This window comes from Natronolimnohabitans sp. A-GB9 (assembly GCF_030848565.1).
In the GTDB taxonomy this organism is placed as follows: Archaea; Halobacteriota; Halobacteria; order Halobacteriales; family Natrialbaceae; genus Natronolimnohabitans.
The window spans coordinates 39,854-64,637 of the sequence record NZ_JAVDDV010000003.1 but is presented as its reverse complement, the minus strand read 5'-3'; the positions used below and the strand labels follow the sequence as shown (position 1 = coordinate 64,637).

The following is a 24,784-nucleotide window of genomic DNA, read 5'->3' as shown; positions in this document are numbered from 1 at the left end:
TGAATCGAAGGGATTGGGACTGATATACTTTCTCCATGCGGACCATGGTGACACTGGCTGATACCGGCTTGCACAGCACTCGAGGAGGCCGATCACGTTCTGCCAGTGGTTTCACCGAGTAGTATAGTGCTCCTCCTGTCGGACGAAATCCTGGCAGATTTTCGCCCGCCAGTATCGAACACGGTGTTTCGTCGGCTGTCCCGATTGCCGTCTCGTTCGGTTCCGTACTGCTGTCCGACAGTATCAATGGTCACATCACCACGATCTCGAGAACGACCGTCACATCGATCCCGAGACGATGTCTCCCCTGATGTGGACTACTGGAAATCAGTGTCGTGCAATTGCAGCCAGATCGGGGTTGTGCCGGTACAGCGATACAGCGATCCCTATGGCCGTGAACACGCCACCCTTAAGCGTACCCACCGAGCAGTGTCCGGCATGACACGTGGGTTCTACATCGGCCGGTTTCAGCCCTTTCACAACGGCCATCTGAGTATGGTCGAACGCATCGCCGAGGACGTCGACGAACTCGTTCTCGGGATCGGTAGCGCCGACGACTCACACACGGTCCGGGATCCGTTTACGGCTGGAGAGCGCATCATGATGATCACGAAGTCACTCGTCGACTACGACCTCGTGACCTACGCCGTTCCGATCGAGGACCTAGAGCGAAACTCGGTGTGGGTCAGCCACGTCCAGAGTATGAGCCCCGATTTCGACGTCGCCTACTCGAACAACCCGCTCGTGATCCAGCTCTTTCGTGAAGACAATATCGAGGTCCGCCAGTCGCCGATGTTCAACCGGGAGGTTCTGTCGGGCAGCGAGGTCCGCGAACGGATGATCAACGACGGTGACTGGGAGTCGTTGGTTCCCGAGGCCGTCGTCGAAGTCGTCTACGAGATCGGCGGTATCGAGCGCATCCAGATGATCAGCGATACGGACTCGGACGAGAGCTGATACGCACCGATTTTCACCGCGCCCCACGTATCGACGGCTATGATCACGCTCGCGTCGGACTTCGGGACGCCGTACCCCGCAGCGATGAAAGGGGTCCTCTGTCAGCGTACGGATGCCAGACTGGTCGACGTCGCCCACGACTTCCCGCGCCAGGACGTTCGCGCGGCCGCCTTCTGGCTGCGTGAAGTCCTGCCGTATTTTCCCCCGGCGACTCACCTCGTCGTGATCGACCCCGGCGTCGGCACCGATCGTAACGCACTGGTCGTTCGTGCCGGCGAGCACACACTCGTCGGCCCCGACAACGGCGTTCTGCTACCGACCGCACGACGGCTGGCCGGCGACGCCGACCCCGAGACGTACGTCGTCGACGAGACCCGACTCGAGCCGGTCGAGCCCGCTGGAGCCGAAACGGACGCCTCGAGTGCGGCGGTGTTGCAGTCTGCCACCCCCGGCAGTGGACCTGCAAGCGCCACGTTCCACGGCCGGGATGTCTTCGCTCCCGCTGCCGCTGCGGTTCACGAAGCAGGACTCGAGGCCCTCGACGACCTCGAGTGGCTCGACCCGCTCGCGGACGACCCCGTCGACTGTCGGCTCCCCGCAGCGACGCTCGAGGACGGGGACGATGGCACACGCGCAGTGGGCGAGGTACTGGTCGTCGACGACTTTGGCAACGTTATCACGAACGTTCCGGGTGGCTTTCTCTCGGATCACGACCGGATCGTCGCAAACGAGGAGACCGTCCCCGTCGGCGAGACCTTCGCGGCCGTCCCGACCGGCGACCGTCTGGCGACCGTCGGGAGCCACGGCTACGTCGAACTCGACGTCAATCAGGGCCGTGGCGACGAAGCGTTCGGTCTCGAGGCGGGTGATCATGTTTGTCTCGCATCTATCCCATAAACAGCCGGAAAGTATACTAATGGTGCTGATTAATATGTGGAGATTAGCTAATCAGCCGTGAAAATACGATATAGGTTCCAATTATAACTGGTATCAGCCCAATCCAAAAAAGTTCGCTATCCATCAATAGGATCGTTAGTACTATTCCAACTAGAGATATCTGTATCCCAGCAATAGACTCTTCAAGTTTATTCATGATGTACTATTTGTAGATATTGCTGTACAGTTGGACATCACTATGATTCGTCTCTATCGTCAGTAGGTGATACCGTCATCTCTTTTTTCCAAGCGGTAGATGCTCGGCTAAGGTCGACATCAAGAGCACCTGCAGTAACACCAACGCTAATGCTGCCTGGTGTATCAATATATGCTCTCGTATGTTCATATATAAACTGTACCGGAATATCATCATTGCCAGTATCAGCACGAGTTAAATCGGTTTGCATACTAATCTCTGTCGGTGCGCGAAGACCATATGGGAGATTAACACTTGCAGCAACACCATAGTTTGGGTTATATTCTTCATAGTTCATAGATGTCGGCTGAGGTGCATCTGTAGTTGCACTAAGGTTCACACCTTCTCAAGATGGTTCAGGAGCAGACCATTCAGAACTATCGAATATTATTCCACAACCGTCTTCGATTACAGATGCATCTCGAACTCTGGATAAATACCCTTGCAATGTGCCATAAGCACTTACTAGCCACTGATCATTCCCCCGGTTTACAAGACTCATATGTAGTTGAGAGTAACTTTCAGAGTATCGGCCATTTATAGAGACTGTTCCATCGTTCTCTTGCTCGCTGTTGTTTGATATCAGTTCTTCCTTCGAGTAATATTCAACATCATGCTGGTCAAGAATAGTCTCTGCCTTTTCAATCTGACCGTCAGAGAGTAACTTTTCGACTTCGCTATCAATTCCGACCTCACTGGAAGCAATTTTTTCACCCCTAGCGCTTACCGTTCTAATAGTTCCCAGTGCAACAGTTAGTCCGGCGCCCTTTATTAAAGATCTTCTATCCATGGTTGAATTAATAGTTCACACACACACACACACACACACATATATATATATATATATATATATATATATATATATATATATATATATATTACTGCACCAATCAGAAAGTGAAATATCAAATCTCACTGGTTGACTTCTTCTCTATAGATGATATTTACTCTAGCTTTAAAATTGAAAATAGGGCATTTCCTGATTGTTCAAGAGTCGACCTAGGCGTCGCACTCGAGGGGCTGTTCCGGGTCGATCACGATCTCACCGTCGGTGTGGACCGTTACGGCACTGTCGCCGAACGGGAACGACATCGTCCGTCGTCCCCGAATGTCTCGCTCGGTCCAGTGGTCGACGATCGCGTTCAGCGCGTCGGGATCGACGCGTCGGGAGAGCGACTCGAGATCCTCGAACGCGACGCCGCGGACCGACGAGACGGCTGCGGGGAGTGTCGCCGTCACCGGTTCGTAGTCGGTGGCGTCACACCACATGTGATACGTCCCCGGATGTCGTCGTAGTAGAGCGGCTGGTGACCGGCGTCGTCGACCGCCGTCAGTCGATCTCGAGTAGTCCCTGACATGATACGGCTCTGACTGCCTTGTGTCAACACTTAACAATGATGGCCGACGGACAGTCGCGGGAAGCGATGCGATCGGCGAAAAAACGAGCGAGATTCGGACTCGGCGAGCGCGGTTACTCGGCGGCGATGACGTCGTCGATGCGGACGATCATCGTCGCGGCCTCGGTGGCGCTCTCGATGGCCTCACGTTTGACGTCGGCCGGGTCGATGACGCCGTAGTCGAAGGGGTCGTCGATCGTGACGTCCTCGCCACTGGTGATCAGCCCGGCTCGACCCTCGGACTCGTGGGCGGCACGAAGGTCCACAAGTGCGTCGATGGGGTCGCGGCCGGTGTTCGCTGCGAGGGTGCGTGGAACGACGTCTAAGGCGTCGGCGAAGGCCGTCACGGCCAGCTGCTTGCGGCCCTCGATACCTGCGGCCTCCTCGCGGATCTTGTCCGCGATGGCGATCTCGGTCGCACCGGCACCGGGGACGACTTCGCCGGACTCGAGTGCGGTCGCGACGACGTCGAGTGCATCGCCGATAGCGCGCTCGAGTTCGTCGACGACGTGTTCGGTACCGCCGCGGACGAAGACGGTGACGGTCTCGGCAGCCGCGCCGCCCTCGATGAACGCGAGGTCGTCGTCGCCGAAGTTCTCGGAGCTGATGCGGTCAGCCTGACCGAAGTCGGCTTCCTCCAGGTCTTCGAGGGCACCGACGCGGGTGGCACCGGTCGCGGAGACGATGTCTTTGGCGTCGCTGTCGCCGATGCTCTCGAAGACGAGGACGCCCTCGCCGGCGAGATAGGTCGAGACGCGGTCGTCGACGTCTTCGGTGGTGAAGACGACGTCGGCGCCGCTTTCGGCGACTTGCTCGGCGTAGCCACGGACCTCGCTCTCCTCGGCGTCGAGGGCAGTGTTGAGCTGATCGATCGAGTCGATGGCGTACTCGGCATCGATCTCGCCGGTACGGACGCCGAGTTCGACGTCGAGAACGGCGATCGAGGCGTCTTCGACCGCATCGGGCATGCCGTCGTGGGCGGGCTCTTCGTCGATGACGATCCCCGGGACGAGTTCCGTCGCGTTCGAGGAGGCACCGATCTGGGTGTGGACGGTGACGTTGTCACGAGCGACGCCGTCCTCGAGTTCGACGTGGCGGATGGCCTCGACGACCGTCTCGGCCAGCGACTCGGCGGTGAGACCGCCAGTGCCCTTGCCGGTCATGCTCGACTCGGCGACCTGCTTGAGTACGTCGTCGTCGACGGTCTCCTCGCTGACCTGCTCGGCGATCGCCTCGAGGGCGATCTCGGCGGCCTCGTGGTAGCCCTCGACGATCGTCGTCGCATGGACGTCCTGTTCGATGAGGTCCTCGGCCTCACCGAGCAGGTTGCCAGCGATCACGGCCGCGGTCGTCGTGCCGTCGCCGACTTCCTCCTCCTGGGAGTCGGCGACTTCGACGATCATCTGGGCTGCGGGGTGTTCGATGTCCATCTCGTTGAGGATGGTCGCCCCGTCGTTGGTGATGACGACCTCGCCGCCGGAGTCGACGAGCATCTTGTCCATCCCGCGGGGACCCAGTGTCGTTCGTACCGACTCGGCGACCGCCTTGCCGGCCATAATGTTCGACGACTGGGCGTCACGGCCCTGCGTTCGCTGGCTATCCTCGCTCAGAATGAACATAGGCTGTCCGCCCATGCGTTGCTGTTGTGCCATAGTTGAATCCTCACTAACTATGTCGTTAGCACTTCTATATAAGCGTTTTGCTCCCGTCGAACCTCCGTCTGGCGATTATGCCGAGTCAGGTCCAACGTGCGAAATCATAACGGTACCGAAATGCCTACAGTAGTGGTGTAGTAGTGACATATCGTCGGTACTGCTCAGATCGCAGGGAAAAACAGAACACGCCGGCAGGCGGGCGTCGACGACTCGAGCGACCGGCTGCGATCAGCTGTTGTAGGGTTCTTCGTCCCGGTGGTGGTCCGGGTTCTCCTGTTCGATGGCGTCGTCGACGCGGTCGTCGGACTTGTGTTCGATGTCCTGGCGGCGCTGTTCCTCGTCCTGGCGCTCGCGTGCTTCCTTCTCCGCTTCGGTGAGTTCCTCCTCTTCTTCGTCGGCTTCGGTGTCCTCGTGTGCCAGTTCGACGTCCCGCCCGTGCTCGTCCTTGCCGGTCTCGTCAGTGTTTTCGGACATAGTGATCCCGTCTTCGGCTACCGCCGAGTCGTGAAAAGACGTTTGGCTTGCAACGGTCGGCCGATCGCAGCGACCGGCTACAGAACCAGCAGCGACGCTAGGCCGGCGATCCCCGCGAGCGTAAAGCCGATTCCCGGAATCGACACCAGGGCACCGAAGATCACATACAGCGAGCCGGACCGCCGGTGGTCAGAACGGACCGCCGAGTTCTCGCCGCTGGAGATTTCGAACCAGTCTCCCCCACCGACCGTAAGGCCCGTGCCCTCGCCATCCGCTCGGTCGGTTCCGCTGGAGTCGACGACCGAGCCGCCGAAGACGCGGACCTCGGTCCCGGGCTCGATGCGCCGTTCGCGGTACTGGCGCTCGACCGTCGCCGTCCCCTCGTTTCCGTCGTCGGTACCCGGAAGCCCCTCCGTCGCCAGTTGCTTCCGAACGGCCGCCGAGAGGTCGTCCCAGTCGGTCCACGCCGATTCGTCGGCCGTCCACTCCTCGAGCGAGAACACGGCGTTCGTCGGGTCGACGGTAACGCGGTCGGTCCCGTCCGTGACCGCAAACGGGACCCCCGCCGACGTCCGGCCATCGGACTGCCAGTCGTCGGCGTCCGGGTCATCGCGGACGCGGGAGTGGACAGTGTAGGCCAGACAGGGCGTTCCCGAGAGCGGCGCCTCGAGCGATTCGGTCGCCTCCCGGGCGGTTCCCGTAAACTCGACGAGGTCGTCGGCAGCGGAGAGGTCGGCAAGCGGGACCGCGCCCGTCTCACGGAGCGTTCGGGCGGTTCGGATCCGATCGAGACCGGTCGTCGCGACGAAGACGCCGGCACCGAGGATCGCGAGACCGAACATCAACAGTCCACTCATCGCGATCGATTCCGTCGGCATACCATTGGGTTACGAGCGCGGATGGATAACTCCCGCGACAGGCGTTCGAACGTCTTCGATCAGTCTTCGAACTCCTCGAATTGCGAGATGACCGCGACGACGAGGACGAGCGTGCCCAGGAAGACGCCGACCGTCACACCGGCATAGAGAGCGACTGCGGTCGGCGAGATCGGGATCACCAACTCGAGGACGGTAATTCCCTCGAGGCCGGCCCAGGTCGGCAGGACGTAGCCGATGGCAGCACCGACGGCAGCGGCGACGGCGACCGATGCGAGGACGAGACCGACGACGTTCCGGCCGTCCCGTTCGTGATCGACACTCATGGGTGACGGTTCAGACCGCGTGAACGAGGCTGTTACGTTTTCGCCCCACGAACCGGAGCGGGCCGTCGCGGACACGAACCGTCCGTTTCGTCGTCGAATCGACGGTCCCGAATCCGGTCCCAAAGCAGTTTGGAAGTACATGTATTGACGAGTATCCCCTCTATGCAGATACGGCAGGATCGTCGGCACTGGACCGCTTCCGGCGCCCTGCCGTCGCATCCCACCCACCCACCCACCCACCCCACTCCAACCCACCGTTCGATCGCTCCACACTCGTCGTGGCTCCCACGACAACCCACGGCAGGCACCCCTGCCACCGTCGCTGCCACTCACCGCATCCTCCCCCCTTTCGACGAACGTGAATCGCTTCCAGCCTCGAGAGTCCCGATTATCGACGATACCGGACGAGAGCCGTCCCGACGAGCGTGATAACGCCGGCGACGACGAGCACGAGCCCGCGGGTCGCAAGCCCGGCGAATCCGTCGGTCGAAAACGCCCCCGTAGCGAGCGCGTAGAGCACTCCGCCCACGAGGACGAAGAGGACGCCAAACCCCGCCGCGACGGGCAACGGACTCGAGGCGTGGTCGGACTCGGCGAGGATCCCGCCGACGCTGCCGGCGAACAACACGAGTCCACCGACCGCGACCGGAAACAGATCGAGGATGATACCGATCTCCGATCCCGCGAGTCCGAGCGCGATCAGGACGGGCCACGGGCTCGCGGTCGGTCGTTCGCGGTCGTTCGCACTCGAGTGGTCGGCCATTACGGGACGGTTCCACGTCGGGTTAGTAGTAGCTATCGTCGCTACTGAACGTCACTGCACACCCGAGCGGCGGACGGCGTTGCGATCGGTGTGTAAATCGTTTCAGTGAAGCGAATTCACCGGACGGAAGCGGCGAATAGTTCTGTCCGGCAGTATCACTCCTCGCGCTCGATAACGAACTCGGTGAACTCGTGGAGCTTCCGGGTCGTCTCCGGGTCGAAGTCGAGTTCGTCGATCTCCTCGCGGGCCTGGGCGGCCAGTTCGAGGGCATGGTCGCGGGCGTACTCGAGACTGCCCGCGTCTTCGATGATCTCGAGAGCCTCGACGATCTCCGCGTCGGTGTTCGTTTCGGCACCGAGGATCTCCTGAAGACGCTCGGCCTGTTCGGGGTCGCTCTCCTGGATCGCGTGGATGACAAGCAGCGTCTTCTTCCCCTCACGGATGTCGTTGCCGAACTCTTTGCCGAAGTCGCCGGCCCGTCCCAGCGAGTGTTCGACGTCCAGGATGTCATCGCCGATCTGGAAGGCGATGGCGGTCAGTTCCGCGTAGGTGGCGACGGCTTCCTCGACCTCGTCGGGCTGGTCGGTGATGATCGCGGCCAGGCGCGCGACGATTCGGGCGAGACAGCCCGTCTTGCAGGCACACATCTCGAGATACTGTTCGGGCGTGACTCGAACCTCGCGTTCGTTGTGCCAGCAGATGTCCATCCCCTGGCCGAGATGCGTTCGGTTGAGTTCGTACATCAACATCTCGTAGGCAGCCAGTCGCCGATCCGCGGGGAGATCTGCGGGATCCTCGGTCAGTATCTTCAGCGGCAGGAAGTACATCGCGTTGCCGGCGTTGAGCGCGATGTCCTCGCCGTACGTATGGTGTAACGCGCGCTCGCCCCGACGGATCGACGCCTCGTCCTCGATATCGTCGACGATGATCGTTCCGTTGTGGAGAATCTCCGGAATACAGGCGTAATGAACGTACTCGGCCGGGTCCTCGCCGAACCCTTCGATGAAGACGAGAAAGAGCACCGCACGCCACCGTTTTCCACCCCGATCGAGCAGATCCCACAGCGGGGTCGACAGTGATTGCTGGATGCCGTGTGGGTCGTACTCGTAGGTCGGAGCACCGAAAAACGACTCCAGATATTCGGTCTCGATTTCACGAGGGACCAGATCGGCGATCGCCTCGTCGATAGCCGGCCGCCACTCGGCAAGCGTCTCCCGCATACACGTTCCGAGAGGGAGCGACGTAAAAAAGATTGCCAGTTTCACCTATCAGTCTCGAAAGTGTGTCCGTTCGGATATCGATTCAGTGTGATTCGTTCGACAGATGAACGGTACAGTTACCAAGACATGGGTTCTCGGCTTCGATATGTCGAACTGGATCGGTCATCTCTTCACGAGCGACGTTGGCTGGACCCACCTCGAGACGCTGGTCGATATCGGCGATCGAATGGCGGGCAGCGACGGCGAGCGCGAGGCCGCCGAACGAACCCGAGAGGTCCTCTCGGACGTCGGTGCGCGAAACGCCCGCGTCGACTCTTTCGACATACAGGGCTGGACGCGCGAGACGAGTTCGATCGTCGCCGACGGGACGACACAGGACTGCATCGCGCTCCCGCGAAGTCCCGCCGAGCGTGTTACCGGACAACTGGTCGACCTCGGCTACGGCCTCCCAGCGGACTTCGAGACCGCAGACCTCGAGGGTGCGATCGTCATGGTCCGCAGCGACGTCCCCGACCATTACGACCGCTATCTCCACCGCCGAGAGAAGTATTACCACGCCGTCGAGAACGGCGCCGCCGGGTTCGTCTACCGAAACCACGTCGACGGACAGCTGCCGCCGACCGGCAGCGTCGGCACTGACGAGGCGCCGATCGGCGAGATTCCGGCCGTCGGCGTCTCGAGTGAAGTCGGCGCGCGCCTGGCCCGGCGGTTCGACGGGTCGGAGATCGAACTGACCGTCGAGGCCGAGATCGGCGAAGCCGAGAGCCAGAACGTCCACGCCGAACTCGGTCCCGACACCGACGAGCGCGTGCTCGTGACGAGTCACGTCGACGCCCACGATATCGCGGAGGGTGCCCTCGACAACGGGGCCGGTACCGCGATGGTCGTCGAGATCGCAAACGCACTCACAATGCGTGCAGACGACCTCGAGACTCGCGTCGAGTTCGTCGTCTACGGCGCCGAAGAGGTCGGCCTGGCCGGCTCGACACAGTACGCCGAACGGACCGACCGCGATTCGATCAAAGCGATCGTCAACAACGACGGCGTCGTCCGCGAGCGAACGCTGTCGCTGACGACCCACGACTTCGACGGCCTCGAGAGGGCTGTCGACGAGATCGCCGACCGCTACGATCACCCGATCGAGACGGTGCCGAAACTCGGGCCCCACAGCGACCACTGGCCGTTCGTCCAGTGGGGCGTCCCCGGCTATCACGTCAAATCGACGTCCGACGAGGTCGGGCGCGGCTGGGCACACACCGCCGCCGACACCATCGAGAAACTCGAAAAACGCACCCTCCGGGAACAGGCGATCCTTCTGACCGACCTGGTCGTCTATCTCGCTCGCGAGGACGTGACCGTCGAACATCGCGACCCCGACGGGATCGCCGCCGACCTCGAGGAACAGGGAGTGGCGGCGGGACTCCGACGAACGGGCGACTGGCCCTACGACGACTGATACGGACTGCTGTCCCGATCTCCCGCCGATCGCCAGGGCGGGGTCGGCGGTCGGCGGTCGGCGGGACGTGACGACAGGAGACCGTACGACATCCCCACCCTTTTTTCCAGCCCGTGCCAACGGAGCGACATGGATGGCGTGTGGCCTGGTGACGAGCGACCGGTCGTCGGTATCGTCGACCGGGAGACGGCGGCGAACCCGATCGCGGAACCGAGCGATGGCACTCTCGAGTCGATCCTCGACGCCTACGACGCGACGGCGGTCCGTGGCGATCTCGAGACCGTCCTCGCAGCCGACCCGTCGTTGCTGATCGCGGCCGGTGAGACCGATCTCTCGGCGATCGCTCGCGTCGGGACCGGCGTCCCCGTACTGGCGGTCGGCGACGTACCCGGGATCGACACCGTCGATCGTGATCGCGTCCCGACGGCCCTCGAGACGATTCTCGAGCGGGACGCCGACATCCGCAACTACCCGATTCTCGGTCTCGAGATCGATGCCGACCGTGCCGACGCCGACGGAACGTGCGAACGCGCTCTGTTCGACGTGACGCTCGTCGCCGACGAACCGGCGCGGATCTCCGAATACAGTGTCGCGAGCCGCGGCGAGTCGGTCGCGACGTTTCGCGCCGACGGCGTCGTGGCCGCGACGCCCGCGGGCAGCCACGGTTACGCCAGCGCGCTCGACGCGCCACAGCTCTCTCCGGCCGTCGACGCCGTCGCCGTCGCCCCGATCGCACCCTTCGTCACCGATACGCGTCGGTGGGTGCTTCCAGACGACACGCTCACGCTTACGGTCGAGCGAAACGAGTGTGACGTGACCGTCGTTGCCGACGAGACACCCGTCGAGACGGTCAGTATCGGGTCACACGTCACCGTCTCCGTCGTCGATACGTTGGCGACGCTGGTTCGTTCGGATCGCCGGGGATCGTCAGGAGCCGATCTCTAGCGCCGTTTCACGGCCGGTTTTTCGAGTCGGATACCCGAAAGGCCCATAGTAACACCTGGCGTCCCAGCACCTGATATCGAATGGCTCGCTATCTCGACCAGCGCTGTCCCGACTGTAACGGAAAGAAGATCGCGCGCACCGACGGCTCCGCCTGGTGTCCCAACTGTGCGTTGTTTCGGCCCGAACTGACGAACGCATGATACAACAGGGAACCGTATCAGTGGCAGTACCTTCGAGACGGGCCGACACGAACTGCGGCGTGGTGGCTCGAGCGGTCGCTACCGAGTGAAGTCGGTCGAGTCGAAATCGAGCGCCCGCCGAACGCTTAGCCGATGTACCGCAGGTCGTCGTCGGTCGGGACGTCCATCTGCTGTTGCTGTTGTTGCTGTTCCATCTCCTGGATCTTGCCGATGACGTCTTCCATCTCGTCGGCCCGCTCGTCTAAGGACTCGTAGTCGAGTTCGAACTCGAGGACTGCCTCGAGCACTTCGAGTACTGCCCGGGCGCTTTTCGGATCGACCAGATAGCCGCTGGTCTCGCCCATTAGACAGGCGGCCTCGAAGCCACGACGTTCGCCGAGCCCGAGCAGGAGTCCGGAGACACCGACGATGCCGCCGGCCGGTTCGTCCTCGCGGAACTCGACGCCGGCGTCCTCGAGGGGCTCGAGCAGTGACTCGTCGCTGACGGCGCCGACGACGGCGTACTCCTCGATGAGTTCGCCAGTCGGCACGCCGCCGAGCGCGTACACCTCGCTCGCGCCGAACTCCTCGGCGATGTCGAGGAAAGCGCCGGTCAGCGTGTAGTGGCCGTCGTTGGTCTGTGCCTGGTGGTCACCGGTCAACACTAACAGATCGCGCCCGTCCGCGAGAGAGACGGCGTGCAGTTCGGCACAGGTCAGGTCCGCGACACCGTCCTCGACGCTCACCTTCGGTGGGAACTCTCGGGAGTAGACCCGCCGGACGAGCGTGCTCTCGCCCTCGAGTTCCTCGAGTATGTGTTCGACGGCGAGGCTACCGACGTGGCCGACACCCGGTAGCCCCTCGACGAGAACGGGGTCGTCCAGTTCGACCTCGGCGACTGCGTCGATCTCGAGTTCGTCCATACCGTATCAGCGATGGCGACGTTTAAGAGCGCGTCGGTACTCGCCGTGTGGATCGTTCGGGTCGAACGGCGCCGGGGCACTGTTTTCGGCCGGAGCGCCACAGTCGGGACACGTCGAAGAGAGGGTATACACCGGGCGGTCGTGTGCCTCGCGCCATGCCGAACACACCCGGATATCGGACTTCATTACTCGTCGTCAGTCCGTCGCTCGCGGTGGTACTCGCCCTCGCCGCCTTCGTCTTCGATGGCAGCGATGGCGCGTTCGGCACTCGCTTCGAGCTGGGCCTCGGCGGTCTTGTAGTTGGGCGCCTGTACCTCGATGCGGTACTCGGGTGCGCCGACGTAGCTGACCTCGAGGTCGACTTCCTCGGGAACTTCGCCGTTCCCTTCTGCGGCCTGAAGTGCCTCGCGGATGCCGTCGACGCCGCTCGGCGAGGCGTTCTCGAGGTCGACGTAGCCCGTGACGTTGACGTAGGGCACCGAGACGTTCTCGCGAGCCGTCCCGACGATCGCATCGATCTCGTCGTCGTCGAGATCGGTGTCCTCGAGGGCCTCGTCGCCGTGGATCGCGGCCTGTTTGAAGCCGTTGTAGAGGCTGCCGTGAGCCCCGATCAGTTCGTTTGCGATCGCGGTGTAGGACTCGTCGTCGATCTCCTCACCAAGCGCCAGATCCATCCAGTTGTCGGCTTTCTGTTCGTTTTTCCACTCCTGGATCTTCTCGGAGCGCTGGTGGTCGTTGACGTCTTTCAACGAGAGGTCGATCTGCTGGGACTCCTCGTCGATGTCGAGGACCTTACAGACGACGATCTGGCCCTCTCGGACGTGATCGCGGACGTTTTTGATCCAGCCACTCGCGACTTCCGAGATGTGGATCAGGCCGCGTTTGTCCTCGTACTCCTCGAGATCGACGAAGACACCGAAGTCCTCGATCTCGTCGATCTTACCGACGACGAGCTCGCCGGGGTCGGGCCAGCCGCTGTATTTCATCGTGACTCGACTGTCTCGAGGATCTCGTGTTCGATCTCGGCTTTCCCTCCGGTCGGTCGCGCGAGCGTCGTTCCACAGACGGCACAGGCAACCTCCGTGGAGGCCTTGCCGAAGACGGTCTGTTCGTTCTCGCAGTCACCACAGCGAACGGAATAGAAGTTTCCTGTCATCGTAATCACTCCTGGAACTCGAGTCGGCCGGCACGCCATCCTTCACGGAGGTGGGCCTTGCCACACTCGCTGCAACGGTACTTGAGGTCGGTCTTCTTGGTGGGCTTTTCGCCACCCGGAACCTTCGAGAAGCGACCGGAGTTACCGATGCTCGCGGTGTTGCGTCGAGTTCGGCGAGCGTCCCACTTCATGCCGCTGGAACGGCCGGTACGGGTCTTCTCGACTTCGTGTTCGTGGTGTTCTTTGCAGTGCGGACAATACGTATTGAATCGGCGTGGCATCTGCATGGTTATCTCACTTGACGTGGGCTAAGGCAGCGCTGTTTAAAACCCGTTTGGTTCGTCGCCGCCCGTGCCCACCAGCGGAGTACGGTTCGCAAGCGCCCTCCGATGCGCTCGCTCGAGCGACGGTACTGACTTCTGTCCGGTAGTATCAGAAAGCTTAATCCGCTCTCGAGAGAAGTCGGCGGCATGAAGCGGCTCATCATCCACGGCGATCCCGGGATCCGGAAGGGGGCCATCGTCGACTACGACGGGGAGGAACTGGTCTGCTTCGGGATCAACCGCAACGGCGAGTGGCACGGCCCCGAGGAGGTCCAGCTGTGGTGTACTGTCGGCACCGAAGACGAGTACGAGGACTACGAGAAGCGAAACTATATGCCGCATTTCCTCGACGTCGATCGCGTCGACGCCGAGGACGTCGACGTCGTTCGTCCGAAAGCCGACCTCGCGATCTGAACGGCACCAACTGCGTCTCGAAGCCGTTTGCGTCCCTCGAATTCATCGGGCCGCCCTGCGCTTCGAACCGGTCGTTTCCTTCGCGCGTACGCCCGCGAATGGGGATTCCGTCGCTCCCGTCGCTCGCCAAACCTCGATTGTGATACCGCTCGAGTCGCCGGCTCGAGTCGTTCCGACCGTCCGTCGGTCACGACGATCGGTCTAGACCGCAAAACCGATACTGGAGCCTCAGACAGTGGTCGATACGCTCGTGTGTCTCACAGACGAACGCAGCGGTCGGTCACGCGACGGAGGCGGCGATGAGTGAGTCGTTTCTCGAAGCCGTTCGAACGCGGTTTCGTGCGTTGCTCTCGACGACGCGATTCAGCCAGTTCGCCGGCGTCGGGTTCGTCGGCGCCGCAGTCGACATCGTCGCACTCGCACTGTTGGTCGAACTCACTCCGCTCGGCCCGATTTCGGGAAAAGTGATCTCCTGGGAACTCTCGATCATCGTGATCTTCGTGATCAACGAACGGTGGACGTTCGCCGACTACGGCACGATGACGCCTCGAGCGCTCGGGCGGCGGTTCGTCCGTTCGAACGCGGTCCGGTTCGGTGGCTTTCTGGTGACACTTGCAGTACTGGCGATACTGGTCGACTGGTTCGGCATCTGGTACGTGGTCGCAAACGCGATCGGCATCGGGGTCGGGTTCTTCGTCAACTACACCTGTGAGAGCCTCTATACGTGGAAAGTACACACAGAATAGCGGGAGGAATCCCCATACGGCGACCGAATCACAACCCTTAACTAGACCACGGCGTTACGAAGAAGTAGCGGGATGGGATAGCCAGGAGATTCCGGCGGGCTCATAACCCGCAGACCAGTGGTTCAAATCCACTTCCCGCTACTCCCGTTTTACGGAACTCACCTCTCGAGGACCACGTGTCGATTCGTTTCCTCGAGGGGCTCCCGTCCATTCTCCGATATCAGTACGAGTGATTTTGTCCGGAAGTATCACTCTCGGATCTCGATCTCGGTCGTCGCGACGAGCCCACAGTCGGCGGCATCTTCGCGGTTGATCCATGCCTCGAGCGTATACTGCCCGGAATCGACGGGCGTCCACTCGTCGTCGGCGATACGGATGCGCTGGGGCCACTCGCGGCGAAACCGCTTGCGTTCGCTCCGGGCGAAAGAGAACGTGTCGGGCCGGTCGGGGATCGGCCGCTCGAGTCGAGAGGCGGCCGTCGCGCCGTCGACGGCCCAGGTCCACGGCTCGGGTGAGTCGGTCCGCAGCCGGACCGGAAACGGCAGCCGGTTGCGAAACTCGATCCCGATCGAGACGGGGTCGCCGGGAGCGTAGACGTCGCGGTCGGTCGTGATCGAGACGTCGATCGCCCGGTGGCGAACCGCGACGGGCAGGAAAGCGTGGCTCAGTGCTTCCCAATCGATCGTGTGGCGACTGCCTTCGTCGGTCGCTGCAGGCGTAAACGGATCGTCCGTGTCGCGCTCTACGGCGCGGGAGTCGTCGGCCCGTCTCATTGCTGTGTGGGTGTCGTTTCGGCTCGGTCCGGTCGTTCGTCCGTCTCCGTACCTGCGTCGTCGAACCGATGACAGGCAACCGCGTGAGTATCGGGACCGCCGGCACCGCTATCGACGGGCTCGAGTCGCGGTCGGTCGGTTTCACAGGGTGTGGTGAACGCCGACTCGAGTCGTGCCCTGGCGGTTTCGACGTCGCCGGCGGCCGCTGTCTCGAGTGCGGTCTCGAGGACGGCCTCGGCCGCGTCGTCACCGAGGTCAGCCGGGACGTCGAACGCGTCACGAAGCGCGGCCTGAACATCGTCGGCCTCGGGGTCGGGATCGGGATCGACTGGCAGTGACTCGAGACCGTCGGCCTCGGCGAGTCCCGTTCGAAGCTCCAGAAGCGCCCGGACCGTCGTGGGCTCGAGGTCGTACTCGGCCGGCGAGAGCAGTTTCGGACAGCGAGTGTGGAATCGACAGCCCGAGGGCGGGTCGGCTGGTGACGGCACCGATCCCTCGAGAACGATCCGATCGCCCTCCCAGAGCGGGTCGGGTTCGGGGATCGCCGAGAGCAACGCCTCCGTGTACGGGTGGGCGTCGCCGTCGAAGAGCTCCTCGGTCGGGCCGCGGTCGACGATTTCGCCGAGGTACATCACGGCGATCCGGTCGGCGACGTGTTCGACGACCGAGAGGTCGTGGCCGATGAAGAGATACGAGAGGCCAAACTCGGTCTGAAGCTCCTCGAGCAAGTTCAGGATCCCCGCCTGGACGGAGACGTCGAGTGCGGAGACGGGCTCGTCGAGGACGACGAACTCGGGTTCGACCGCCAGCGCCCGGGCGATGCCGATCCGCTGGCGCTGACCGCCGGAGAACTCGTGTGGATAGCGGGTGGCGTGGCTGGCCCGCAGGCCGACGGTCTCGAGCAGTTCTCCGACTCGCCGGTCTCGCTCGTCGGGCGGGACGACGTCGTGAACCGAAAGCGCCTCACCGACGATGTCGCCGACGGTCAGTCGCGGGTTCAGGCTTTCGAAGGGGTTCTGGAAGACGTACTGGACGTCCGCTCGAAGCTCACGCAGCGCCGACCCCTCGAGGGTCGTCAGATCGGTGTCGCGGTAGACGGCCGAGCCGGCGGTCGGCTCGGTGAGCCGCAGGATCGAGCGAGCGAGCGAGGTCTTCCCACAGCCGCTCTCGCCGACCAGACCGAGCGTCTCGCCCTCGTAGATCTCGAGGTCGACACCGTCGACGGCCGTCACTCGCGTTCCGTTGCCGAGCAGTCGATCGAGAACGCCCTCGGTCGTCGTGTACTCCTTCTCGAGCCCCTCGACGCGCAACAGGAGTTCGTCGTCGCTCACTCGAGCCCACCCCCGTCCTCGACGACGACCTCGTAGTCGAGCCCGTCCACGAGGTCGTCGGTGTACTCGTGACAGGCCGCGAGATGGTCGTTCGGCGCCGGCTCGTCGGCGGGGACGCCCGTCTCGACGTCGACGAGCGACGGGGCACGGAGTCTGCAGGCCTCCTCGGCGTACGGACAGCGCGGATGGAACCGACAGCCCGTCGGCACGTCGACGAGATCCGGCATCGATCCCGGAATCGTCGGAAGTTCGTCGCGGTCGTCACCGATCCGTGGGATCGACGCCATCAGTCCAACCGTGTAGGGATGTTTCGGGTCGTAGTAGAGCTCCTCGGTGGGCGCACGCTCGACGATCTCGCCGGCGTACATGACCTGGACACGATCACAGAGTCCGGCGACGACGCCCAGATCGTGAGAGACGAGCTGGATCGCCGTATCGAACTCCGCGGCGAGGTCCTCGAGTAACTCGAGGATTCCGGCCTCGATCGTGACGTCCAGTGCAGTCGTGGGCTCGTCACAGACGAGGAGGTCGGGCTCACAGGACAGCGCCATCGCGATGACGACCCGCTGTTGCATGCCGCCGGAGAACTCGTGTGGGTACTCCGAGTAGCGGCTCGCGGCGTCGGGGATCTCGACGCGCTCGAGAAGGTCGATCGCCCGGCGACGGGCCGTCTCGTCGGTGACGTCCTCGTGGGCCCGGATCGCTTCGGCGATCTGTTCGCCGACGGTGTAGACGGGGTTGAGCGCCGCCGACGGGTCCTGAAACACCATCGCGATCTCGTTGCCACGGAGGTCCCGGAGCTCCTCGTCCGAGAGTCCGAGGACGTCTCGGCCGTCGAATCGGATCTCGCCGCTTACGATCTCGCCGGGACGCTCGAGCAGTCGAAGCAATGAGAGACAGGTGACGCTCTTGCCGGCACCGCTCTCGCCGACGAGGGCGACCGTCTCGCCGCGGTCGATCTCGTAGCTGATCCCGTCGACGGCACGGACAGTGCCATCTTCGGTGTAGAACTGAACGACGAGGTCCTCGACTTCTAGCAGCGCCATCTATCGTCGCCTCCGTTCGACCGTTTCGCCCTGTGGATCGAGCGCGTCGTTGAGGCCATCCCCGACGAGGTTGATCGCCATCACGAACAGAAAGATCGCCAACCCGGGGAAGACGGTGACGTGCCAGTGGCCGTGGACGAGCGAGTCACGACCTCGCGAGAGCATCGCGCCCCACTCGGCGGTGCTCGGATCGAGACCCAGCCCCAGAAAGCCAAGCGCCGCGGCCGAAAGCACGACTGTGCCGACGTTTAACGTCGCCTGGACGATTACGGGGGCGATCGCGTTCGGGACGACGTGGCGGAAGACGACGGTCCGATCTGGGACGCCAAGTGCCGTCGCTGCGGTGACGTACTCGCGTTCTTTCACGGCGAGGACTTCGCCCCGAAGCAGGCGCGCGTAACCGATCCAGCCGGTAAGCGCAAGCGCGGCGACGAGATTCCAGTAGCCCTGGCCGAGGACGGCGACGATCGCGATCGCGAGGACCAGAAACGGGAACGCATAGAGCGTATCGACCAGCCGCATGACGAGTTCGTCGACCCAGCCGCCGGCGTAGCCGGCGATCGCACCCAGCGGGATCCCGACGAGGAGCGCAAGCGCGACGGCGATCGCACCGATGCTCAGGCTGAACCGACCGCCAGCGAGGACCCGGGAGAACTGATCGCGACCCGCCCAGTCGGTCCCGAACGGATGGGCAAGCGACGGACCGGCGTTTGCGGGTCCGACGTACATCTCGCTTGGATCGTGGGGTGCAAGCGAGAACGGCTGGACCGTGATCGTATACCCCATCGTCGAGAACTCGAGCGGCCGTGCAAAGACCGTGAGAAAGACGAGCCCGGCGACGACTCCGAGTCCGACCATCGCCGATCGGTTCGACCGAAACCGACGCCAGACGTCCTCGAGACGACCTCGACGCTCGGACCGTCGGTCGTCGTCCCAGACGTCGACGCCGTCGCGGTCCGTCTCGTCGACGGCCTCCTCGAAGCCCTCGATTCGAATCCGGCCGCGTTCGGTGGTCGGTTGATGCTCGGTCATCGGTCGTATCTGATTCGTGGATCGAGATAGGAGTAGGTGATATCGACGAGCAGGTTCGCGACGACGACGGTGACGCCGATCAACAGCACGCTCGCCTGTACGACCGGGAAATCGCGCCGACCGATCGCGTCGACCAGCAGCCGGCCCATACCGGGCCAGGAGAACACCTGCTCGACGACGACCGCGCCGTCGACGAGAAGCGTTATCTGGAGACCGGCGACGGTGACGACGGCGATCAAGGAGTTTCGCAGTACGTGTTTCCAGATCACCGTCCGCTCGCGCAACCCCTTCGCACGGGCGGTACGGACGTACCCCTCGTTCAACTCCCGGAGCATCGACGACCGCAACAGTCGCATGACGAGTGCGGCAGAGGCCGTCCCGAGCGTGATCGTCGGGAGGAGCATAAACCACAGCATTTCGAGGCTCAAAAGCGGCGCGTCCGGCGGGATCACCCGGAACCAGCCCAGGTGGACACCGAAGACGAGCAGGAGGACCAGCCCAAGCCAGAAGTTCGGGGTGGCGATGCCGGCAAGCGCCGCGATGCGACTGACCTCGTCGGCCGGCTCGCCCCGTTTGACGGCCGCAACGACGCCCGCCGGGATTCCGATCAGAAGCGAGAGCAGCCAGGCGGAACCGCCGAGCAAGAGCGTGTACGGGAGTCGCTCGGCGATCGTCGCCCCGACGTCACGACCCGTAACCGGCGACTCGCCGAACTCGAGGGTGAGTACGTCGGCCACCCACACGAGATACTGCTCCCAGACGGGCCGATCGAGGCCGTACTCGGCGCGTAGCGACGCCTCGACGTCGTCGTCGACGTTCTGAAAGCCGGTCACGACGTCGATCGGATCACCCGGTGCTACGTGAAGCAGCGAGAACGTGATCGCCGTCACACCGAGCAGTACCGGGATCGTCACCACCACCCGTCTGAGAACGTAGTTCGCGAGTGACATGATTCGGCTTTCCGTACCGTCTAGCTGAAGTATTCGTCGACGAGTTCGGACTCGAACGCCGGCGAAACGAACTCGTCGTGAAGCGGGGAAATCGGGGTGTACGCGACGCGACCGGCGCCGTGAAAGACATCCTCGACGATCCGCTCACGCGGGATGAGGCGACTGATTCCGCGCCGAACCTTCGGATTAGTAAACGGCTCGCGGTAGATCGGATACCCCAGGAAGTCGACGGCCGCACCGGTCGTCCGGTCGACGACGTACTCGTCGTCGGAGGCAAACGCCGCGACGCTCTCGCCCGACAGCGCCGTTGACAGGTGAACGTCGCCACGCGCTATGGCCCCGTGTCGGGCCGACGGCTCGGTGACGATTCGGAACGTGACCGTCTCGATCGGCGGTGTCTCGGGGACGCCGCCGCTGCCGTCGTGCCAGTGGTCCGGGTTGGCTTTCATCCGCCAGTACTGGTCCTCGTCGTGTTCGTCGAAGACGTACGGACCGGTTCCGATCGGCCTGTTCGAGAGGTCGTACTCGCCGTCAGCGACGCTCTCCGGAACGATCGGGAGCTGTCCGAGCGTCGTCTCGAGTGGCCCGTACGGTCGCCGGAGGTGGAGGTCGAGTTCGTGACCGTCGCGGATCTCGACGTCGTCGTACCACTCGAAGACGGCTCGCTCGCGAGGCGTGTCCTCGTATCGCTCGAGGGTAGCCTGCACATCGGCAGCGGTAAACGGCTCGCCGGTGTGGAACCGGACGTCCTCGCGGAGCTCGAATCGCCACGTCGTCTCGTCGAGTTGCTCCCAGTCGGTCGCGAGCAGTGGGCGGATTCGCCCGTCGAAGTCGACCTCGAGGAGCCCTTCGTAGATCGGTCCGGTGACAATCCGCGAGACGTCGTCGTCGATCGCGGTCGGGTCGTAGCTGCTGATTCCCGCCCCGACGTCGCCGACGAGTTCGTCCGCGTCGGTTCGCAGCTCCGTATAGACCCCGAGCGTCGGGGCATAAAGTGACGTGTACTCGCCGCCCGAGACGGGATAGGCACGAAAGCCGTCGACGACGTCGGCCCGGTAGACGACGTTCTCCTCGTGGGCGCGAACGAACGACAGCGGCGCGTCCTCGACGAGCCGTTCCTGCAGTTTCTCGTAGATCTCGACGCGTTCGTGGCTGTCGACTGTCTCGACGCCCTCGTCGATGAGCCGATCGACCGTCTCGTTCTCGTAGTGGGTGATATTGTGTCCGTTCGGAGTGGCGCTATCGGAGTGAAAGGCCGAGTAGACGTACGCGTGTGGATCCCAGCCGCCGATAAAGCCGAAACAGATCAGCGCGTTCGCCTCGTTTTCGGCCATGTTGTCGACCAGATCGATGTACGAGCGGAGCTCGAGAGACTCGAAACCGACGTCGAACAGGCCCGTCGCGTTCAGTTCGTGTGCGACCAGCTGTGCCCACTCGACGCGTTCGTCCGACTCCGAGTTCGCGTAGATCGTGGCCTCGACAGGCGGCTCGACACCTTCCTCCCGGAACCCGTCCGCGATGAGTTCCTCGGCGTCGCCATCGACGGCGACATCGTCGGCGCTGATACAGCCGGCCGTGCCGGTGATCCCGGCCACACCGAGTCCCGCGAGCACCGACCGACGTGGAAGGCCCCCGGTGTCCCTGTCACCGCGTTCTGCCATTACGTCTCGATTGCCAGTCGGCTACTATATTCCTTGTTACCGAGATACCTAACAGCAGATACGAATTACCAGTCGCCATACGAGCCAGTCGATGCCGCGAACCGAGTCGATGGACCATCCTGTCGGACGACGGTCAAAAGCACTCGAGTACGTCTCACGTGGACTGCTGTGACTAATCACTAAACACCCGATCGCGCCTCGACGCCTGTCGCGGAACGCGACAGCGTCTCGAGTGCGATCGGAGTGTGCATCGTGTTGTCCGGCAGTATTACCGATCCGATCGCGACCTGACGGACAGCGTGATTTCGTCGGACGGTATCAGGAGTCGCCGTCTTCGTCGACGATGACGACCTCGCCGTCGACGACGTCGACGTTGATCAGCGTCTTGACGTCGTAGCCGGCGTCGGCGGCCTTGTTCTCGCCACCGACCTTCTTGATGACGGCGACCGTATCGACGACCTCGGCGCCGATCTGGTCGAGCGCTTCGAGGACCGCGGCAAGCGTGCCGCCCGTCGAGAGGACGTCGTCGAGGACGAGCACGCGCTCGCCCTCACGGACGTCGTTGATGTACATCTCGTTCTCCGAGTAACCGGTCTGCTGAGAGATTGCGACTTCGTCTTCGAGCCCGTACTGCCGTTTCCGAATGACGGTCAGCGGAATGTCGGTCATCAGCGAGACGGCGGTGGAGATGTGAATCCCCATCGCGGCCGGCGTGACGATCCGGTCGACTTCCTCGAGTTTCGCTTTCCGGATAATTCGGATGACGATCTCGCGGAGCAAGCCGGGATCGAGCTTCGGAACACCGTCGCTGATCGGATGGACGAAGTAGTGATAACCGTTTTTCTCGATAATCGGCGCCTCGAGAAGTGACCGCTTCAACTGATCCATGTCGTCGGTCGGGCGGTAGCGGAGTAAAAGTTGACGATCGAGCCGTACAGGACGTGAACGGATGTCACGGCAGGCGCTCCTCGGCGTAATGAATGACCACTCCGTCGTACGGCCACCTGTCGTCACGTCCCGCCGATCGCCGACCCCGTACCGACAGTCGGCGGGAGATCGGTCCAGCAGTCCGTATCACTCGTCGCCGGTGTAGCTGAGCTCCGGCGGCTGTTGGCCGTGTCCCAGACGCATGTTGCGTTCGTAGTAGACGTGGACGGCGGCCGTCACTGTCACCGTCACGGCGATGATCGCGGCCCAGGTGAGATCCGAAAGCAGCGTCAACGGGTAGATGTCGAGCCACAGTGCGGCGACCAGCGCGGAACTGACTGCCCCGAGGGAGAGATACAGCTCCCGCCAGGCGAACTCGTGGCCAGGGACGATCTCGAGGTAGACGCTGATATCACGGGTGCGATCGGTCGGCCGAATAACTCTGTCGTCGGCGTCGAACTCGAGGATTCCGGCCGAATCCATCTTCGGGAGATGCGTCTGCTGGAGCGTCGTGTAGACGCGCTTTCGCTGTGCGGACGTAACCTCCGCGGGCGTCGTGTCGTACTCCCAGGCGGCGATCTGCTGTGCGAGGTCGCCGAGTTCGACGGGCCGGCCGTCCTGTTTCAGATACTGGAGGACGTAGCGGCGCCGCTGATTGCGAAGTACCTCGAAGATCTCGCCTTTCGGGAGGCGGTCGTCGTCCGATTCGCCGACCTGTTGCTGGGCCACGGCTGGCTCACCTCGTTGCGTGACTCGAGACGAGCGGTCGATCTGTGGTGGATGAGATTCCCGGCATTGCAGTCGAGACGATAGCTGAAACCGATCGCATACGTATTAATTCGTGGCACGAACGCCACCTATATAACTCTCGTGACGGGTCGTCGACTACGGCTGTGAGTCACCGACGATCGCGGCGATCGAATCGGCGATCTCGCCGCCAAGTCCCGCCTTCGTCCCCTCGTAGCGGGCAACGTCTTCCGCGTGGACCAGCAGCGCCTTCGTTCCCTCGGCGCCCATGACGCTCGCGTCGTTGGCAACGACGAAGGCCAGACCGGCGCGCTCGAGTGTCTCCCGTGCCTGTTCGACCATTGCCGTCTCGTCACCCGACGTCTCGGCCTTGAAGCCGACGATCGGCAGCTCCGGTCGCTCGGCTCGGATCTCGTCGATGAGTTTCGGCGTCGGCTCGAGTTCAAGCGTAAGCTGCTGGCCCGATCGGATCTTCTCTGTACTCTCCTCGACAGTGTAGTCACCGATCGCGGCCGCCGAGACCAGTGTGTCCGCGTCCGTACAGGCCTCACGAGTCGCCGCGAGCATCTCGGCGGTGCTCTCGACGTTCTGGACGGTCGCGTACGGGATCGATTCGAACGCGGCCGCGTCACTCGTGACCGCCCGGGGACCGACGACGCCGTGAACGAGCGTCACGTCGGCACCACGGACGTAGCAGGCCTTCGCGACCGCCCGGCCCATCTGCCCCGACGAGCGGTTCGTCAACACGCGAATTGGATCGATCGATTCGGCGGTCGCGCCGCTGGTAAGAACGACGTGGGTTCCCCCGAGCGGTCGGTCGCCGGCCGCGCGTGCGACGTCTGTGACGATCGCCTCTTCGGTGGCGATCTTGGCTTTCCCCTCCTCGATGCGTGGATCGACGAACTCGACGCCCCACTCCTCGACCGTCTCGATCGCCTCGAGGACGCCGGGATGGTCGTACATCGGCTCGTGCATCGCCGGCGCGATCACGACCGGCGTGTCGGCCCCGAGCGCGGTCGTCGCACACGTCGTCACGGGCGTATCGTCGACCGCACCGGCGATCTTCCCGACCGTGTTCGCTGTCGCCGGCGCGATCAGGAAGACGTCGGCCCAGCCGTCGTACCCACAGAGTTCGACGTGTTCGACGCTCCCCGTAATCTCCGTGACGACGTCGTTGTCCGTGGCGAACTCGACGGCCCACGGATGGACGATTCCCTGGGCGCTTTCGGTCATCACGCCCTGTACCTCGGCGCCCTGGCGTCGCAACTCGTGGGCCAGTTCGACCGTCTTGACGGCCGCGATCGATCCCGTCACCCCGAGCGCGACGTTGACTCCCTCGAGCATTCGTTTCCTCTTCACGCACCCACTATGTTAAG

At 63.0% G+C, this 24,784-nt stretch carries 29 protein-coding genes and 1 tRNA gene; 7 read left to right on the top strand and 23 right to left on the bottom strand.

Annotated elements, in window-relative coordinates:
- Window positions 1–438: 438 nt before the first annotated feature.
- Together RBH26_RS05220 and RBH26_RS05215 are read left to right on the top strand one after the other, a co-directional pair.
- Window positions 439–957: a nicotinamide-nucleotide adenylyltransferase gene (locus RBH26_RS05220; protein WP_306757039.1), complete on the top strand. Its 519-nt coding sequence runs from the start codon at window positions 439–441 to the stop codon at window positions 955–957.
- A 39-nt stretch (window positions 958–996) separates the two neighbouring features.
- Entirely contained in the window at window positions 997–1,854 is an 858-nt protein-coding gene (locus RBH26_RS05215) for an SAM-dependent chlorinase/fluorinase (RefSeq protein WP_306757038.1), read from the top strand.
- A gap of 236 nt (window positions 1,855–2,090) precedes the next feature.
- Here RBH26_RS05215 and RBH26_RS05210 read toward each other — a convergent pair whose 3' ends face one another.
- The 9 genes from RBH26_RS05210 to RBH26_RS05170 form a co-directional block, all read right to left on the bottom strand.
- Entirely contained in the window at window positions 2,091–2,387 is a 297-nt protein-coding gene (locus RBH26_RS05210) for a hypothetical protein (RefSeq protein WP_306757037.1), read from the bottom strand.
- A 48-nt stretch (window positions 2,388–2,435) separates the two neighbouring features.
- Complete coding sequence (locus tag RBH26_RS05205; protein WP_306757036.1) at window positions 2,436–2,879, bottom strand: hypothetical protein; 444 nt, start codon at window positions 2,877–2,879, stop codon at window positions 2,436–2,438.
- Between the two features lie 209 nt (window positions 2,880–3,088).
- Entirely contained in the window at window positions 3,089–3,358 is a 270-nt protein-coding gene (locus RBH26_RS05200; protein WP_306757033.1) for a HalOD1 output domain-containing protein, read from the bottom strand.
- 202 nt (window positions 3,359–3,560) lie between these two features.
- The gene (thsA, locus tag RBH26_RS05195; RefSeq protein WP_306757371.1) at window positions 3,561–5,105 is read right to left on the bottom strand and encodes a thermosome subunit alpha; all 1,545 of its coding nucleotides are present in this window, start codon (window positions 5,103–5,105) and stop codon (window positions 3,561–3,563) included.
- 264 nt (window positions 5,106–5,369) lie between these two features.
- Window positions 5,370–5,615, bottom strand: coding sequence for a hypothetical protein (locus RBH26_RS05190; protein ID WP_306757032.1), 246 nt, complete (start codon window positions 5,613–5,615; stop codon window positions 5,370–5,372).
- A gap of 77 nt (window positions 5,616–5,692) precedes the next feature.
- Window positions 5,693–6,493 carry a hypothetical protein gene (locus RBH26_RS05185; protein WP_306757030.1) on the bottom strand — a complete coding sequence of 267 codons (801 nt, stop codon included), beginning with the start codon at window positions 6,491–6,493 and terminating at the stop codon, window positions 5,693–5,695.
- Between the two features lie 59 nt (window positions 6,494–6,552).
- A complete protein-coding gene (locus RBH26_RS05180) occupies window positions 6,553–6,816 on the bottom strand; it encodes a hypothetical protein (protein ID WP_306757028.1) in 264 nt (87 codons plus the stop codon).
- A gap of 388 nt (window positions 6,817–7,204) precedes the next feature.
- On the bottom strand, window positions 7,205–7,579 hold the full coding sequence (locus RBH26_RS05175) for a hypothetical protein (RefSeq protein ID WP_306757027.1): 375 nt from the start codon (window positions 7,577–7,579) through the stop codon (window positions 7,205–7,207).
- 155 nt (window positions 7,580–7,734) lie between these two features.
- On the bottom strand, window positions 7,735–8,799 hold the full coding sequence (locus tag RBH26_RS05170) for a polyprenyl synthetase family protein (RefSeq protein WP_306757026.1): 1,065 nt from the start codon (window positions 8,797–8,799) through the stop codon (window positions 7,735–7,737).
- 145 nt (window positions 8,800–8,944) lie between these two features.
- Between RBH26_RS05170 and RBH26_RS05165 the strand changes: the two genes are divergently transcribed.
- Both RBH26_RS05165 and RBH26_RS05160 read left to right on the top strand, forming a co-directional pair.
- Complete coding sequence (locus tag RBH26_RS05165) at window positions 8,945–10,255, top strand: M28 family peptidase (protein ID WP_306757025.1); 1,311 nt, start codon at window positions 8,945–8,947, stop codon at window positions 10,253–10,255.
- Between the two features lie 129 nt (window positions 10,256–10,384).
- A complete protein-coding gene (locus RBH26_RS05160; protein ID WP_306757024.1) occupies window positions 10,385–11,200 on the top strand; it encodes an NAD(+)/NADH kinase in 816 nt (271 codons plus the stop codon).
- A gap of 325 nt (window positions 11,201–11,525) precedes the next feature.
- Here the strand turns inward: RBH26_RS05160 and RBH26_RS05155 are convergent, their stop codons facing one another.
- From RBH26_RS05155 to RBH26_RS05135, 5 genes are read right to left on the bottom strand one after another with little or no spacing between them, the layout of a single operon-like run.
- The gene (locus RBH26_RS05155) at window positions 11,526–12,302 is read right to left on the bottom strand and encodes a proteasome assembly chaperone family protein (protein WP_306757023.1); all 777 of its coding nucleotides are present in this window, start codon (window positions 12,300–12,302) and stop codon (window positions 11,526–11,528) included.
- Between the two features lie 6 nt (window positions 12,303–12,308).
- Window positions 12,309–12,488, bottom strand: a complete 180-nt coding sequence (locus tag RBH26_RS05150; protein WP_306757022.1) for an RNA-protein complex protein Nop10 — start codon at window positions 12,486–12,488, stop codon at window positions 12,309–12,311.
- A complete protein-coding gene (locus tag RBH26_RS05145; RefSeq protein WP_306757021.1) occupies window positions 12,488–13,288 on the bottom strand; it encodes a translation initiation factor IF-2 subunit alpha in 801 nt (266 codons plus the stop codon). Before RBH26_RS05145 ends, RBH26_RS05150 begins: the two co-directional genes overlap by 1 nt.
- Window positions 13,285–13,458 (bottom strand): 30S ribosomal protein S27e, encoded by a 174-nt coding sequence (locus RBH26_RS05140; RefSeq protein WP_306757020.1) that lies wholly within the window; start codon window positions 13,456–13,458, stop codon window positions 13,285–13,287. Before RBH26_RS05140 ends, RBH26_RS05145 begins: the two co-directional genes overlap by 4 nt.
- 5 nt (window positions 13,459–13,463) lie before the next feature.
- Window positions 13,464–13,745 carry a 50S ribosomal protein L44e gene (locus RBH26_RS05135; RefSeq protein WP_306757019.1) on the bottom strand — a complete coding sequence of 94 codons (282 nt, stop codon included), beginning with the start codon at window positions 13,743–13,745 and terminating at the stop codon, window positions 13,464–13,466.
- 183 nt (window positions 13,746–13,928) lie between these two features.
- On the opposite strand from RBH26_RS05135, the gene RBH26_RS05130 reads away from it, so the two are divergent.
- The 3 genes from RBH26_RS05130 (at window position 13,929) to RBH26_RS05120 (ending at window position 15,082) form a co-directional block, all read left to right on the top strand.
- Window positions 13,929–14,195, top strand: a complete 267-nt coding sequence (locus tag RBH26_RS05130) for an HAH_0734 family protein (protein ID WP_306757018.1) — start codon at window positions 13,929–13,931, stop codon at window positions 14,193–14,195.
- Window positions 14,196–14,494: 299 nt separating this feature from the next.
- A complete protein-coding gene (locus RBH26_RS05125; protein ID WP_306757017.1) occupies window positions 14,495–14,941 on the top strand; it encodes a GtrA family protein in 447 nt (148 codons plus the stop codon).
- Between the two features lie 66 nt (window positions 14,942–15,007).
- Window positions 15,008–15,082 (top strand) — tRNA-Met (locus RBH26_RS05120).
- Window positions 15,083–15,189: 107 nt separating this feature from the next.
- On the opposite strand, the gene RBH26_RS05115 is transcribed toward RBH26_RS05120, so the two are convergent.
- From RBH26_RS05115 to coaBC, 9 genes are all read right to left on the bottom strand, one after another.
- Window positions 15,190–15,714 (bottom strand): hypothetical protein, encoded by a 525-nt coding sequence (locus RBH26_RS05115; protein ID WP_306757016.1) that lies wholly within the window; start codon window positions 15,712–15,714, stop codon window positions 15,190–15,192.
- Window positions 15,711–17,045 carry an ABC transporter ATP-binding protein gene (locus tag RBH26_RS05110; protein ID WP_306757015.1) on the bottom strand — a complete coding sequence of 445 codons (1,335 nt, stop codon included), beginning with the start codon at window positions 17,043–17,045 and terminating at the stop codon, window positions 15,711–15,713. Before RBH26_RS05110 ends, RBH26_RS05115 begins: the two co-directional genes overlap by 4 nt.
- Window positions 17,042–18,091, bottom strand: a complete 1,050-nt coding sequence (locus tag RBH26_RS05105; protein ID WP_306757013.1) for an ABC transporter ATP-binding protein — start codon at window positions 18,089–18,091, stop codon at window positions 17,042–17,044. The genes RBH26_RS05110 and RBH26_RS05105 overlap by 4 nt, the downstream gene beginning before the upstream one ends.
- A complete protein-coding gene (locus tag RBH26_RS05100; protein WP_306757012.1) occupies window positions 18,092–19,123 on the bottom strand; it encodes an ABC transporter permease in 1,032 nt (343 codons plus the stop codon).
- Window positions 19,120–20,073 carry an ABC transporter permease gene (locus RBH26_RS05095; RefSeq protein ID WP_306757011.1) on the bottom strand — a complete coding sequence of 318 codons (954 nt, stop codon included), beginning with the start codon at window positions 20,071–20,073 and terminating at the stop codon, window positions 19,120–19,122. Before RBH26_RS05095 ends, RBH26_RS05100 begins: the two co-directional genes overlap by 4 nt.
- 20 nt (window positions 20,074–20,093) lie before the next feature.
- On the bottom strand, window positions 20,094–21,734 hold the full coding sequence (locus RBH26_RS05090; RefSeq protein WP_306757009.1) for an ABC transporter substrate-binding protein: 1,641 nt from the start codon (window positions 21,732–21,734) through the stop codon (window positions 20,094–20,096).
- Between the two features lie 318 nt (window positions 21,735–22,052).
- The gene (hpt, locus tag RBH26_RS05085) at window positions 22,053–22,622 is read right to left on the bottom strand and encodes a hypoxanthine/guanine phosphoribosyltransferase (RefSeq protein WP_306757008.1); all 570 of its coding nucleotides are present in this window, start codon (window positions 22,620–22,622) and stop codon (window positions 22,053–22,055) included.
- 186 nt (window positions 22,623–22,808) lie between these two features.
- Window positions 22,809–23,390 (bottom strand): hypothetical protein, encoded by a 582-nt coding sequence (locus RBH26_RS05080; protein ID WP_306757007.1) that lies wholly within the window; start codon window positions 23,388–23,390, stop codon window positions 22,809–22,811.
- Between the two features lie 156 nt (window positions 23,391–23,546).
- On the bottom strand, window positions 23,547–24,752 hold the full coding sequence (gene coaBC / locus RBH26_RS05075) for a bifunctional phosphopantothenoylcysteine decarboxylase/phosphopantothenate--cysteine ligase CoaBC (RefSeq protein ID WP_306757006.1): 1,206 nt from the start codon (window positions 24,750–24,752) through the stop codon (window positions 23,547–23,549).
- Between the last annotated feature and the right edge of the window lie 32 nt (window positions 24,753–24,784).

Excerpts from the sequence above, each read along its gene's own strand:
- RBH26_RS05220 (WP_306757039.1), top strand. The coding sequence starts at position 439 with ATGACACGTGGGTTCTACATCGGCCGGTTTCAGCCCTTTCACAACGGC.
- RBH26_RS05215 (WP_306757038.1), top strand. The coding sequence starts at position 997 with ATGATCACGCTCGCGTCGGACTTCGGGACGCCGTACCCCGCAGCGATG.
- RBH26_RS05210 (WP_306757037.1), bottom strand. The coding sequence starts at position 2,387 with ATGAACTATGAAGAATATAACCCAAACTATGGTGTTGCTGCAAGTGTT.
- RBH26_RS05205 (WP_306757036.1), bottom strand. The coding sequence starts at position 2,879 with ATGGATAGAAGATCTTTAATAAAGGGCGCCGGACTAACTGTTGCACTG.
- RBH26_RS05200 (WP_306757033.1), bottom strand. The coding sequence starts at position 3,358 with ATGTGGTGTGACGCCACCGACTACGAACCGGTGACGGCGACACTCCCC.
- thsA (WP_306757371.1), bottom strand. The coding sequence starts at position 5,105 with ATGTTCATTCTGAGCGAGGATAGCCAGCGAACGCAGGGCCGTGACGCC.
- RBH26_RS05190 (WP_306757032.1), bottom strand. The coding sequence starts at position 5,615 with ATGTCCGAAAACACTGACGAGACCGGCAAGGACGAGCACGGGCGGGAC.
- RBH26_RS05185 (WP_306757030.1), bottom strand. The coding sequence starts at position 6,493 with ATGCCGACGGAATCGATCGCGATGAGTGGACTGTTGATGTTCGGTCTC.
- RBH26_RS05180 (WP_306757028.1), bottom strand. The coding sequence starts at position 6,816 with ATGAGTGTCGATCACGAACGGGACGGCCGGAACGTCGTCGGTCTCGTC.
- RBH26_RS05175 (WP_306757027.1), bottom strand. The coding sequence starts at position 7,579 with ATGGCCGACCACTCGAGTGCGAACGACCGCGAACGACCGACCGCGAGC.
- RBH26_RS05170 (WP_306757026.1), bottom strand. The coding sequence starts at position 8,799 with ATGCGGGAGACGCTTGCCGAGTGGCGGCCGGCTATCGACGAGGCGATC.
- RBH26_RS05165 (WP_306757025.1), top strand. The coding sequence starts at position 8,945 with ATGTCGAACTGGATCGGTCATCTCTTCACGAGCGACGTTGGCTGGACC.
- RBH26_RS05160 (WP_306757024.1), top strand. The coding sequence starts at position 10,385 with ATGGATGGCGTGTGGCCTGGTGACGAGCGACCGGTCGTCGGTATCGTC.
- RBH26_RS05155 (WP_306757023.1), bottom strand. The coding sequence starts at position 12,302 with ATGGACGAACTCGAGATCGACGCAGTCGCCGAGGTCGAACTGGACGAC.
- RBH26_RS05150 (WP_306757022.1), bottom strand. The coding sequence starts at position 12,488 with ATGAAGTCCGATATCCGGGTGTGTTCGGCATGGCGCGAGGCACACGAC.
- RBH26_RS05145 (WP_306757021.1), bottom strand. The coding sequence starts at position 13,288 with ATGAAATACAGCGGCTGGCCCGACCCCGGCGAGCTCGTCGTCGGTAAG.
- RBH26_RS05140 (WP_306757020.1), bottom strand. The coding sequence starts at position 13,458 with ATGACAGGAAACTTCTATTCCGTTCGCTGTGGTGACTGCGAGAACGAA.
- RBH26_RS05135 (WP_306757019.1), bottom strand. The coding sequence starts at position 13,745 with ATGCAGATGCCACGCCGATTCAATACGTATTGTCCGCACTGCAAAGAA.
- RBH26_RS05130 (WP_306757018.1), top strand. The coding sequence starts at position 13,929 with ATGAAGCGGCTCATCATCCACGGCGATCCCGGGATCCGGAAGGGGGCC.
- RBH26_RS05125 (WP_306757017.1), top strand. The coding sequence starts at position 14,495 with ATGAGTGAGTCGTTTCTCGAAGCCGTTCGAACGCGGTTTCGTGCGTTG.
- RBH26_RS05115 (WP_306757016.1), bottom strand. The coding sequence starts at position 15,714 with ATGAGACGGGCCGACGACTCCCGCGCCGTAGAGCGCGACACGGACGAT.
- RBH26_RS05105 (WP_306757013.1), bottom strand. The coding sequence starts at position 18,091 with ATGGCGCTGCTAGAAGTCGAGGACCTCGTCGTTCAGTTCTACACCGAA.
- RBH26_RS05100 (WP_306757012.1), bottom strand. The coding sequence starts at position 19,123 with ATGACCGAGCATCAACCGACCACCGAACGCGGCCGGATTCGAATCGAG.
- RBH26_RS05095 (WP_306757011.1), bottom strand. The coding sequence starts at position 20,073 with ATGTCACTCGCGAACTACGTTCTCAGACGGGTGGTGGTGACGATCCCG.
- RBH26_RS05090 (WP_306757009.1), bottom strand. The coding sequence starts at position 21,734 with ATGGCAGAACGCGGTGACAGGGACACCGGGGGCCTTCCACGTCGGTCG.
- hpt (WP_306757008.1), bottom strand. The coding sequence starts at position 22,622 with ATGGATCAGTTGAAGCGGTCACTTCTCGAGGCGCCGATTATCGAGAAA.
- coaBC (WP_306757006.1), bottom strand. The coding sequence starts at position 24,752 with ATGCTCGAGGGAGTCAACGTCGCGCTCGGGGTGACGGGATCGATCGCG.